The sequence below is a fragment of the Streptomyces griseorubiginosus genome, from assembly GCF_017614965.1.
GTDB lineage: Bacteria > Actinomycetota > Actinomycetes > Streptomycetales > Streptomycetaceae > Streptomyces > Streptomyces griseorubiginosus_B.
Map to the genome: position 1 here is coordinate 36,228 of NZ_WVUG01000031.1, position 11,006 is coordinate 47,233.

Sequence of the window (11,006 nt, forward strand, 5' to 3'; positions counted from 1 at the left end):
CCATGCCCAAACATGTGTCCGTCGTCAGCACCGGAGCCGAGCTGCCGGGCGACCCCATCGACAACGCCACGCTGGAACGGCTGTGCGGCCCGCTGCCCGAGGACGTCCTGGCCGGCATCGAGGTGCGACACCGGCACTGGATCGTGGATCCGCGAACCGGCACGCACCGCACCGGCACCGCCGAGATGGCCACAGCGGCCGCGCGGCAGGCCCTGGAGCGGGCCGGGATGGCGGCCTCGGACGTGGATCTGCTGGTGACCTCGACCGCCAGTCCCGACCACCCGCTGCCCGTGGTCGGCACGTATGTGCAGGAGCGGCTCGGTCTCGAGCGCTGCGCGGTGATCGAGGTCCGGGCGGGGTGTGTGGGCGCGGTCCAGGCCATGGACTACGCGCGCCGGCTGCTGGCGGACGGGACCTACCGCACCGCCCTGGTGATCGGCGCGGAGTCCATCTCCCCGCTGCTGGCCGACGTCTACCTCGGCTCCGATCCGATGGCCGTCCGCATGCGGGACCGGCTCACCGTCTACACCTTCGGCGACGGCGCGGGGGCGGCGTTGCTCACGGCCGGCGACGAGGTGCCGGAGCCCTCCGGGCCGGCCTCCGTCTTCGCCACCCGGTGCCTGGGCGGGGCGCGCAGGCCGGGCATGCTGGTCGTGGGCGGCGGCACGGACGCTCCGCCGGCTGTCCAGCGGCAGCGCCGGCGGCTGATGGACATCCGGCTCGACATCACCGGCACCGCCGCTTTCGGTCCTCGGGTGTTCGTCGAAGGGCTCAGGGACATGCTGGACCGCTCCGGCCTGACCCTCGACAAGATCGACGCCTGTGTGCTGCCGGAGGGCAACGCCGAGTACTTCAGCCGGGAGTTCGAGGAGGCGGGGCTGTCGGCGCAGGATCACGCGGCGCTGCAGAAGTGCGTCGTGGAGAACCTCGCCGACGTCGCAGCCACCGGCTCGGCCGCCGTCCCGCTGGCCCTGGACGCGGGATGGACCGCGGGCCGTATCACGCCCGGGGACACGGTGCTGCTGCTCGCGATCGAGGCGAGCCGCTACCTCTACGCGGGTCTCACCCTGACCTGGGAGGCACCGACGCCCTGACCTGGGAGGCACCGACGCCGCCCGCCGTAAGCGCCGTCGGCGTCTGACGCCGTCGGCGCGGCGCGGGCCGTCAGCCGGCCAGCGGATTCGGCAGCGGCAGATAGCGGGCGTCCGCGCCGTCGGCGCCGGTCCAGCGCAGCAGGAGGTTGGTCTTGCCGGGGAGGGTCGGGGAGGCCAGGAGGGCGGCGGCCTCGGGCAGGTGGTGGCGGGCGAGTTCGCGGCGGGCGGCGGGCCAGGGGTCGAGGCCGGGACGGTGTTCGGCCAGGGCGGCGGCGACCTCGGTGAGGTGGTTGACGACCAGGCAGTACACCAGCCGCTCCCAGCCGGCCGCGCGGGGGACCTCGGGCAGCAGTTTCACACCCTCCGCGTCCCGGAACAGCGCCCGCACGGGCATGCCGTCTCCGTCGACCGCGACCAGCGTGTTCTGCAGATGCGCCTCCAGGACGACGCCGTGACCGGCGAAGGCGTCCAGCGCGGGCGGTACGACGGCCCGCAGATACGCCTCCCACCAGGCCGCCGGGTCCGCGGCACCGCGCAGCGGGTCGCCGTCGAAGCCCTCCACCAGGCCCGCGGCGAGCAGCGGGGTCGTGCCGGACGGCAGGTGGGCGCTGAACCCGTCCCGGACCAGCACCGCGAGCTCCTCGAAGGCGAAGCCGGCCGTGCGGTAGCCCCGGTCGCTCAGCCAGGCCCCCGCAGTCCCGGCGAGGGCGCGGCCGGCCGCCTCGTCCGTACGGCGGAGTTTTCGCAGGTCGTGGCGCCAGAGTCGACGGATGTCGTTGGTGATGCGCACATCCAGGCTGAACTTCAGGAACAGGTCCTCGCCGGGGGCGTACAGCGTCCGGATCGCGGCCGTCGGCCAGGTGTCGAAGGCCGTCGTGCCCAGCCGGATCAGCCGCCCGTCCGCGAAGGCGTCCGCGAGAGGGACCAGCTCCAGCTGCCAGGGGTGCGCGGGCAACAGCCGGTAGCCGGGCGGCGCCTCGCCCAGCGCGTCCAGGGCGGAGGTGTCGCCCTCCTCGACGACCGTGTCCTCGCGGACGCCGAGCAGCGCGAGCGGGAACCGCGCGTGCGCCTCGGGGGCGTACGGCAGCCAGGCCGCCACCGGACCTCCGCCGCGCGCCTTGGGCGCCGGGTGGTAGGGGTGGCCGGTGATCAGCGACTGCTCGGAGCGCCGGTAGGGGTCCTCGGGCACCGCGGCGCGGGCGCGGGCGGCGAGCAGCGCGGCCACGGCGTCCCGGCTGTCGATCATCTCGGCGGGGAGTTCGTGGTTGGACAGGCCGGTGTGGTGGCGCAGCTCCTCGCAGACCAGCTTGACCAGCTCGGTGTGGCCGATGCGGTGCCACTCCCCGCCCGCGTGGACCTCGGGTTCCGCGGGCCGCCGCTCACCCCGGACGCGCAGCCTGCGGCCCGTGCCGGGCAGCCGGTACGTGCGGTGGGCGGCCGTCCGCCCCAGTGGCTCGGCGACCTCGCGCAGCAGACAGTTGAGGAGCGGTGCGGCGGCGTACGCGTCGGCGCGGTCGGCGTCGTCACCGGCGGGCGGGGGCATGAGGTCCACGCGATCCATTCGTTCCCTGAGGTCCGTTCGGTCGAAGATGATCAGTATGGAGGCCGTCGCCCCCTGTCCGTGACGCCGTACTCGCCCCGAGGAGCCCGCCCGTGCACCGTCCCCACCCCGCGGAGACCGAGGTCGCCGACGAGCTGGCCGCCGTGCGCCCCGGTCTGCTGCCACGGTACGACGCCGAGCTGTCCGGCGCCCGGGCGGCCGTGCTGACCCGGCTGTGGCGGGCCCTCGCCCATGAGCCGCTGCCGTGGATCGCGGGCCGGGAGCGGGGCCCGGACGGGCTCACCCTGCGTCTGGCCGACGGTCGCCGGCTGCACGGCCCGGCCGCGGACCCGTACGCGACCGCCGCGTACGTGAGCGCCGTACGGCTCGACGGTGTGACGTACGATCATCCGGCGCGGCTGATGACCGCCCTCGCGGTGCCGCACGGTGCCGACTTCGCGGCCGAGCTCGGGCACGGCGTGGCCTCGTTGGCGCTGTCGCGGGCCGGACAAGGACCGCGCGCCGACGAGTGGCCCGTCGCCGACTGGGAGTGGGAGCAGCGGGTGGTCGACGGGCATCCGTACCATCCGGGCTGCCGTTCCCGGCCCGGCTTCTCGGTGGCCGAGCAGCTCGCGTACGGGCCCGAGCACCGGCCCGTCGTGGAGCTGGGGACGGTTGCGGTGGCGGCGCGCGAGTGTCTGGTGACCGGCCAGTGGCCGGACGAACTGCGGGACGGGGGGCGGCTGTTGCTGCCGGTGCATCCGTGGCAGGCGGCGCATGTGCTGAAGGGGAGCTGCGAGGGGTGGCGCGCCGCGCACCCGTTGATGTCGCTGCGCACGCTCGCCCTGCCGGGCGGGCCGCACGTCAAGACCGCGCTGAGCGCCCGGCTGACGTCGTCGGTGCGGGACATCTCGGTCTACTCGGTGGGGCTTTCGGCCACGCTGTCGTCGTTCGCCCGGTCGCTGGCCGCGCGCTCGGACGGTCTGCTGCACGTCACCCGCACGCTGGGCGCGGCCACGGCCGACTCGCCGGACCTCGCCGCCGTGCTGCGGGAGTCGCCGCAGACGTACGCGGCGACGGACAGCGGCGAGCGGGTGGTGCCGGTGGGGGCACTGGCCACCACCACGCTGCCCGAATCCCCCTCCTGGCTCGCCGACTTCACGCGTCTCACCCTCACCGTCGGCCTGCGCCTTCTGGAGCTGGGTGTGGCGCTCGAGGCGCACGGCCAGAACCTTCTGGTGGTCCTGTCCCGCACGGGTGCCCCGCTGCGGCTGGTCTACCGCGACCTCGCCGACATCCGGGTCAGCCCGGCCCGGCTGGCCGCAAACGGCATCCCGGTCCCGGAGTTGACCGGCCGGATCGTCACGGACGACGTGACGGCCCTGCGCCGCAAGCTGTTCGGCTCGCTGGTGGCGGGCGCCCTCGCCGGTACGGCGGGTTCGGCGCCGGCGCTGGGGGCCGCGCTGGAGAGGGCCGTACGGGACCTGCCGCGCACGCCCGATCTGGCCGCGCTGGTCGCGGAGCCACTGCCGACGAAGGCGCTGACGCTGATGCGGATGTCGCCGGGGGTGGCGGGTGATCAGTGGACCGGGCTGCCCAACCCGCTGCGCTGAGCGGTGGTATGTGACATAGCACTGCGATGCACTGTGCTTTCTCGGTGCTATGTCACATACCACCCCGCTCGTTTTGGATCACGGCCCGACTGATCAATAGGATCCGCCGATGATCAGAACACAACGGCTGGCGGCAGGAGTGTGCGCTCTGCTCGCCACCCTGGCGGCCGGGCTCGTCCTCCCGGCCGCGGCCCGTGCCGGCGAACCCACGGGCGAGGCCACGCCCAAGGTCGACCTCGTGCTCGACGTCAGTGGCTCCATGCGGACCCGGGACATCGACGGCGGGACCCGGATGGCGGCGGCGAAGCAGGCGTTCAACGAGGTGCTCGACGCCACGCCCGAGGAGGTCCAGCTCGGCATCCGCACGCTCGGCGCCAACTACCCGGGCAACGACCGGCAGACGGGCTGCAAGGACACCGCGCAGCTCTACCCGGTCAGCACCCTCGACCGCACCGAGGCCAAGACGGCCGTGGCGACCCTCTCGCCGACCGGCTGGACGCCGATCGGTCCGGCGCTGCTGAAGGCGGCCGACGACCTCGGCAGCGGTGCGGGCTCCAAGCGGATCGTGCTGATCACCGACGGCGAGGACACCTGCGCCCCGCTGGACCCGTGCGAGGTGGCGCGCGAGATCGCCGCCAAGGGCATCGGCACGACCATCGACACGCTCGGCCTGGTTCCCAGCACCAAGTTGAACAAGCAGCTCAGTTGTATCGCCGAGGCGACCGGCGGCACGTACACCTCGGTCGAGCACACCGACGAACTCACCGACAAGGTCAACCAGTTGGTGGACCGCGCGGCCGACCCGGTGGTGACGCCGGTGGCCACCGAGGGCGCCGGACGGTGCACGGACGCGCCGACCCTGAAGTCCGGTCTCTACACGGACCGCGAGGAGTTCGGGCAGGAGCGCTGGTACCGGGTGGACGTCCAGGCGGGGCAGGAGCTGCGCGCCTCGGTGAGCGTGGCGGCCGACCGCGCCGTCAGTCCCGCCTACGGGGCGCTGCTGCGGGCCGTCACCGTGCACGGCCGCGAGATCGTGCGCGGGGAGGCCGCGGGCGACGGGCGCACGGACGTCATCTCCACCGGGCTGCGCTATCCCAAGCCCGAACGGGACGACGACAGCGACAAACCGGCCGCCGAGACGGTGTGCCTGCAGGTCACGAACTCCTTCTCGGCCGCCTCGGGCGTGAAGACCACCCCGGGCCTGCCGCTGGAGCTGACCGTCGACGTGGTCGACGGCCCCTCGCACGCGAGCGACGTGGCCTCCTTCGGGCTGGGCCGCGGCTGGTGGCTGCTCGGGCTGCTGGTGCTGGTCGGGTTCCTGGCCGGTCTGATCTGGGGCTGGCTGTCGCGCTGGCGGGTCGCGGTCTGGAGGACCAACTGATGCGGATCACACGAGTGTTGAGCGCCACCCTGCTGGCCCTGGGGCTCGCGGCGGGCCCCGCGGCGGCCGACTCCTCGCCGTCGCCCTCGGCGTCCTCCTCGGACGGCGGCGCGCCGACCACGGCGGGCACGTCGTTCCGTACGGCGGCCGAGATCGACCAGGGACAGCGGGCCACCGCGAGCGCCTCCACGGGCGACTACCTGTACTGGTCCTTCCCCGCGGACGCCGGTCAGCGGCCCACCGTCAAGGCGACGGTGAAACTGCCCGGCACGCACGCGGCCCAGACCTGGCAGATCGACGTGTACGACGGACTGCGCCGCCGCCAGGCCTGCCAGTACGGCGCGCAGACGCGCACGGCGGAGCGGGGCGCCGCGTCGGTCGACCTGGCCTGCGTGCTGCGTACGGTCCGTGCCTGGTCGGAGCCGTGGGCGAACGACCCGCTGCCCGGCACGTACTACGTCCGGCTGACGGTGGTGAACCTGACCACGGCCGACCTCGGCCAGCCGATCGAGGCCTCCCTCCAGGTCGGCTCGAAGGACATCGGCGGCTCGGCGGCGGTCGACGGCTCGCTGGCGAAGCCCCTGGTGCCGGGGATCGCCGTGTCGTCCAAGTCCGAGGCGGACGACGGCGGTTCGTCGAAGCCGGCGGTGCTGTCCGGCATCGAGCCCGAGGACGGCTGGTCGTCCGGCTGGTGGTCCGACCGGTGGGTGTGGACCGGGGTGGGCGCGATCCTGGCCGCCCTCGCGGGGATCGGCGGCTACACGCTGACACGGGGCGCGGGCCGGCCCACGCGGGTGCCGCCGGGAGCCTGACGGTACGTCAAGGGGCCCACCGTGCCGCCACGGTGGGCCCCTTCGTCATGCCTCCCTCAGCCCCTTCGCGAGGGTGCCGTCACCGGTCACGGTGACCCGCCCGTCCCGTACCGCGTCGGTGAGCGTCACCTCCCCGCGTGCCAGGGCCGCGCAGGTCTCCGCGTCGAGCACGAGCCGCGCGTCCGGGTCGCCGGGAGCGGGTCCGTCGCCGTACACCGGGCCGTCCTCGGCCCCGACGTACAGGTGGAAGTCGCCTTCCTCCAGCCGTACTTCGACCAGCCCCTCCCCCTCCAGGGCACGCAGCAGGGGCAGCGCGAACCAGTGGGCGCGCAGGGCGTCCGTGGGCCGCCGGTCGCCGAGCTCCTCCTGCCCCCACAGGCTCAGCGCCTGCAGCACGGGCAGCAACTCGCGTCCCCGGGCCGTGAGTTCGTAGACGTACGCCGCTCCGGGCGGGGGCAGCCGGCGCCTGCTCGTCAGTCCGTCCCGCTCCATGTCCTTCAGCCGGGAGGCGAGGACGTCCGTGCTCACGCCCGGCAGGTCCGCGTGGAGGTCCGTGTAGCGGCGGGGTCCGGCCAGCAGCTCCCGGACGATCAGCAGGGTCCAGCGGTCGCCCACCAGATCCAGGGCACGGGCTGCGGAACAGTACTGGTCGTAGCTTCGGCGAGGTGACATGCGACGCAGTCTAGACAGGTTGTTGGACTTTCCAAGCTCGAACTTGGTAAAACCAAGCAACACACGAAAGCGGAGGGGCGAGCGAGCATGGAGTTCCGGCAGTCGAACAAGCTCAGCGAGGTCTGCTACGAGATCCGCGGACCGGTGATCGAGCACGCCAACGCGCTGGAGGAGGCGGGCCACAGCGTGCTGCGCCTGAACACCGGCAACCCCGCGCTCTTCGGCTTCGAGGCGCCGGAGGAGATCCTCCAGGACATGATCCGGATGCTCCCCCAGGCGCACGGCTACACCGACTCCCGCGGCATCCTCTCCGCCCGCCGCGCGGTCGCCCAGCGCTACCAGACCCTCGGCCTGGAGGTCGGCGTCGACGACGTCTTCCTCGGCAACGGCGTCTCCGAGCTGGTCTCCATGGCCGTACAGGCGCTGGTCGAGGACGGCGACGAGATCCTGATCCCCGCACCCGACTTCCCGCTGTGGACGGCGGTGACAACGCTCGCCGGGGGCAAGGCCGTTCACTACCTCTGCGACGAACAGGCCGACTGGTACCCGGACCTGGCGGACATGGAGTCGAAGATCACCGGCCGCACCAAGGCCGTCGTGATCATCAACCCCAACAACCCCACCGGCGCGGTCTATCCGAAGGAGATCGTCGAGGGCATCCTCGACCTGGCCCGCCGCCACGGTCTGATGGTCTTCGCCGACGAGATCTACGACCAGATCCTCTACGACGACGCCGTGCACCACTGCGCCGCGGCCCTCGCCCCCGACCTGGTCGTGCTCACCTTCTGCGGGCTGTCGAAGACGTACCGGGTGGCCGGCTTCCGCTCGGGCTGGCTGGTGGTCACCGGCCCGAAGCAGCACGCCCGCGACTACCTGGAGGGCCTGACCATGCTGGCCTCCATGCGGCTGTGCGCCAACGCGCCCGCCCAGTACGCCATCCAGGCCGCGCTCGGCGGCCGCCAGTCCATCCGCGAGCTGACCACCCCGGGCGGGCGGCTGCACGAACAGCGCAACGTCGCCTGGGAGAAGCTCAACGAGATCCCCGGGGTGTCCTGCGTGAAGCCCAAGGGCGCGCTGTACGCGTTCCCTCGGATCGATCCGAAGGTGCACAAGATCCACGACGACGAGAGGTTCGTCCTGGACCTGCTGCTGCGGGAGAAGATCCAGGTGGTCCAGGGCACGGGCTTCAACTGGCCGACCCCCGACCACTTCCGTATTCTCACCCTCCCCCACGCGGAGGACCTGGAGGCAGCCATCGGGCGGATCGGACGGTTCCTGAGCGGGTACCGGCAGTAGCCCAACAGGCGGACACCGGCGGTATCGGCCATGGCTCACCGGGCGATACCGGCTGAACCGCCGTGGCTCACCGGGCGGACACCGGCTGAACCGCCTGTGGCTCACCGGGCGCACGCGGCGCCGGGCTCCTAGCCTGGTCGCATGGGTGACGTCTTCCTCGTCCGGCACGGTGAGACCGAGTGGTCGCGGTCCGGACGGCACACCGGGTCGAGCGACGTTCCGCTGACCGAGCGGGGGCGGGAGGAGGCGCGGCGACTGGTGCCGCTGATCCGCTCGCACCGCATCGCGGCCGCGTTCGTCAGCCCCCTGCAGCGGGCCCGCGACACGGCCGAGCTGATCGGGCTGCGGGACGTGCGGGTGGACCCGGATCTGCGGGAGTGGGACTACGGTGCCTACGAGGGCGTCACGACCCCCGACATCCAGCGCGAGCGGCCCGGGTGGTTCCTGTTCACGGACGGGGTGGCGCCCGGGCCGCCGGAGCACCCCGGGGAGACCCCAGAGCAGGTCGGGGCGCGCGCGGACCGGGTGCTGGCCAGGGTGGACGCGGCCCTCGCGGACACCGAGGGCGCCGTGGTGCTCGTGGCGCACGGGCACGTCCTGCGGGTCCTGACCGCCCGGCGGCTCGGTCTGCCGCCGTCGGGCGGGGCGCTGTTCCAGCTCGCGACCGGGACACTGTGCCGACTGGGTACGGAGCACGGGCGGCCGGTGATCGCGGGCTGGAACATCCGGCCGGGGCAGTAGCGGCGCCCGGCAGGCACGCCGTTGTCAGACCCCCGTCGTAGTCTTCGAATGAGCCGAACGCACCAGGTGGGGGCGGGGTGCGTGGCCGTCGAGGACGTTCCGCGCCGGGAGGGAGCACGCCGTGACACGACCGCCGACCGCCGCACAGCGGCGTGTCATCGACGCCGCCGATCCCGTCACCGGGCGGCTGAGGGGCACGGAGGCGCAGCTCGCGGCCCTGGTGAAGCGCGGGCTGGCCTTCCGGCACCCGCGGCCGCCGCACGACCACTTCCTGACCCCGGCCGGCCATCGGATACGGGAGTCGGAGGAACCCCGGGCGCCGGTCGAGGCGGAGGCGCCCGCCACCGGGGTGTTCGCGGCGCGGGTCGGCGGCGAGGGGTCTCCGGCGGACGGGCCCGGCCGCTCGCGGGAGGTGCACAGCGCCTGGCAGGGGCTGCTGGAGCTGCGCCGGATGACCAACCGGGACGGGGCGACGCACCGGCCGTGCGGCTGGGAGCGGTCGCATCTGGTGCAGGCCGCGGCGCTCGCCCTGGAAGCGGCGGGCCACCGGCCCGCGACCGGGGACGGTCCGGGATACCGGGTGCGGACGACCCCGCAGCCGGAGGCGGTCGCCGTGCACGAGCCGGACACCGGGTCGCTGCGGGCCTGCGCGGGGACGCTGGAGCGGGCCGGCTGGCAGGTCAGCGAGCACAACGACCCACGCGCGGGCACCCGTTATCTGCTGGCGTCGCCTCGCCGCGCGTAGGACGGCATGCCAAGATCGGTCGGTCACATCGTCCAACTGTGCGAGCCGTACGAGGAGAGGAAGCAGTGAGCGAACCGTTTTCCGTCCCGGTGACCGTGCGCGGGTACGAGACCGACGTACAGGGTCACCTCAACCAGGCCGTCTATCTCAACTACGCGGAACACGCCCGATGGTCGTTACTGCGGGCGGCCGGGATCAGCCAGGCGGAGCTGATCGGCAGAGGCGTCGGCCCGGTGGCCCTGGAGACGACCATCCGCTACCTGCGGGAGCTGATCGCCGGCGACGAGGTCCGGGTGACGTGCGCGTTCGCCTGGTCCGAGGGCAAGACGTTCCGCATCGAGCAGACCATCCGCAAGGCGGACGGCACGGTGGCGGCCGAGATCACGGCGGTCGGCGGGATCATGGACCTGGAGCAGCGCCGGCTGGTCCCCGAACCGCGGAAGCTCTTCGAGGAGTTGGCGACGGACCCGAGCGTGTTCGGCTTCTGAGCCTGCTCAGCTCTCCCGCGTCCGCACATGCACATGTCCGTCGAGCGGGAAGGCGGGCGGTGCGGCGGGCAGCACCTTGCCCAGTCCGTACCGGCACTTCTCGGCGACCCGGCAGGAGGCGGCGTTGTCGACCTGATGCCGGAGTTCGAGACGGACCAGCCCCTCCCCGGCGAACGCCTCGAACGCCCACTCGGTCAGCGCCCGCACCGCCCGGGGCGCCACCCCGCGACCACGGGCACGAGCGGCGGTCCAGTAACCGACCTCGGCGGAGGAGGCACCGGGGAGGGGCCGCTTGAGCACCACGTGCCCGACGGGGGTGCCGGGACCTTCGGCGTCCTCGCCGTCGGCCGCTTCCACGACGGCGAAGGCGAAGCGGTCACCGGCCTCCCACCCCCGCCGTTGCGCCCGGACCCAGCGGCCCGCACCGGCCGCGTCCTCGACGTCCCAGCTCGTCCAGCGCCGCATCGCCTCGTCACCGATCAGGTCGACCAGCGCCGGTACGTCGGCCGTCTGCCACGGGCGCAGCACCAGCGCGGGGGCCGAGGGCGTGGCGGGGACGGTCAGCCGGCTCACGATCTTCTGCATGCCCCGACCCTATGCAGACGGCGCACACCCCACCGGGCC

Annotated in this window: 11 protein-coding genes; 8 read left to right on the forward strand and 3 right to left on the reverse strand. The window is 73.4% G+C overall.

Annotated features, from left to right (window positions below; all coding sequences use genetic code 11):
- Positions 1 to 2 precede the first annotated feature (2 nt).
- Positions 3 to 1,094, forward strand: a complete 1,092-nt coding sequence (locus GRC12_RS09140; protein ID WP_244372466.1) for a 3-oxoacyl-ACP synthase III family protein — start codon at positions 3 to 5, stop codon at positions 1,092 to 1,094.
- A 70-nt stretch (positions 1,095 to 1,164) separates the two neighbouring features.
- Here the strand turns inward: GRC12_RS09140 and GRC12_RS09145 are convergent, their stop codons facing one another.
- Positions 1,165 to 2,655, reverse strand: coding sequence for an IucA/IucC family protein (locus GRC12_RS09145; RefSeq protein WP_208778679.1), 1,491 nt, complete (start codon positions 2,653 to 2,655; stop codon positions 1,165 to 1,167).
- Between the two features lie 92 nt (positions 2,656 to 2,747).
- Here GRC12_RS09145 and GRC12_RS09150 point away from each other — a divergent pair, with 92 nt between their 5' ends.
- The 3 genes from GRC12_RS09150 to GRC12_RS09160 all read left to right on the forward strand — a co-directional run bounded on the left by GRC12_RS09150 (position 2,748) and on the right by GRC12_RS09160 (position 6,440).
- Complete coding sequence (locus GRC12_RS09150) at positions 2,748 to 4,247, forward strand: IucA/IucC family protein (protein ID WP_208778680.1); 1,500 nt, start codon at positions 2,748 to 2,750, stop codon at positions 4,245 to 4,247.
- Positions 4,248 to 4,356: 109 nt separating this feature from the next.
- Positions 4,357 to 5,628, forward strand: coding sequence for a VWA domain-containing protein (locus tag GRC12_RS09155; RefSeq protein WP_208778681.1), 1,272 nt, complete (start codon positions 4,357 to 4,359; stop codon positions 5,626 to 5,628).
- Positions 5,628 to 6,440, forward strand: a complete 813-nt coding sequence (locus GRC12_RS09160) for a hypothetical protein (protein WP_208778682.1) — start codon at positions 5,628 to 5,630, stop codon at positions 6,438 to 6,440. The genes GRC12_RS09155 and GRC12_RS09160 overlap by 1 nt, the downstream gene beginning before the upstream one ends.
- A gap of 45 nt (positions 6,441 to 6,485) precedes the next feature.
- On the opposite strand, the gene GRC12_RS09165 is transcribed toward GRC12_RS09160, so the two are convergent.
- Positions 6,486 to 7,112 carry a winged helix-turn-helix transcriptional regulator gene (locus GRC12_RS09165; RefSeq protein WP_208778683.1) on the reverse strand — a complete coding sequence of 209 codons (627 nt, stop codon included), beginning with the start codon at positions 7,110 to 7,112 and terminating at the stop codon, positions 6,486 to 6,488.
- 87 nt (positions 7,113 to 7,199) lie between these two features.
- On the opposite strand from GRC12_RS09165, the gene GRC12_RS09170 reads away from it, so the two are divergent.
- From GRC12_RS09170 to GRC12_RS09185, 4 genes are all read left to right on the forward strand, one after another.
- Positions 7,200 to 8,408, forward strand: coding sequence for a pyridoxal phosphate-dependent aminotransferase (locus GRC12_RS09170; RefSeq protein WP_208778684.1), 1,209 nt, complete (start codon positions 7,200 to 7,202; stop codon positions 8,406 to 8,408).
- 141 nt (positions 8,409 to 8,549) lie between these two features.
- Positions 8,550 to 9,149: a histidine phosphatase family protein gene (locus GRC12_RS09175; RefSeq protein ID WP_208778685.1), complete on the forward strand. Its 600-nt coding sequence runs from the start codon at positions 8,550 to 8,552 to the stop codon at positions 9,147 to 9,149.
- A gap of 121 nt (positions 9,150 to 9,270) precedes the next feature.
- Positions 9,271 to 9,894, forward strand: a complete 624-nt coding sequence (locus GRC12_RS09180; RefSeq protein WP_208778686.1) for a hypothetical protein — start codon at positions 9,271 to 9,273, stop codon at positions 9,892 to 9,894.
- Between the two features lie 65 nt (positions 9,895 to 9,959).
- Positions 9,960 to 10,382 (forward strand): acyl-CoA thioesterase, encoded by a 423-nt coding sequence (locus GRC12_RS09185; RefSeq protein WP_208778687.1) that lies wholly within the window; start codon positions 9,960 to 9,962, stop codon positions 10,380 to 10,382.
- Positions 10,383 to 10,388: 6 nt separating this feature from the next.
- On the opposite strand, the gene GRC12_RS09190 is transcribed toward GRC12_RS09185, so the two are convergent.
- A complete protein-coding gene (locus GRC12_RS09190; RefSeq protein WP_208778688.1) occupies positions 10,389 to 10,967 on the reverse strand; it encodes a GNAT family N-acetyltransferase in 579 nt (192 codons plus the stop codon).
- Positions 10,968 to 11,006 lie beyond the last annotated feature (39 nt).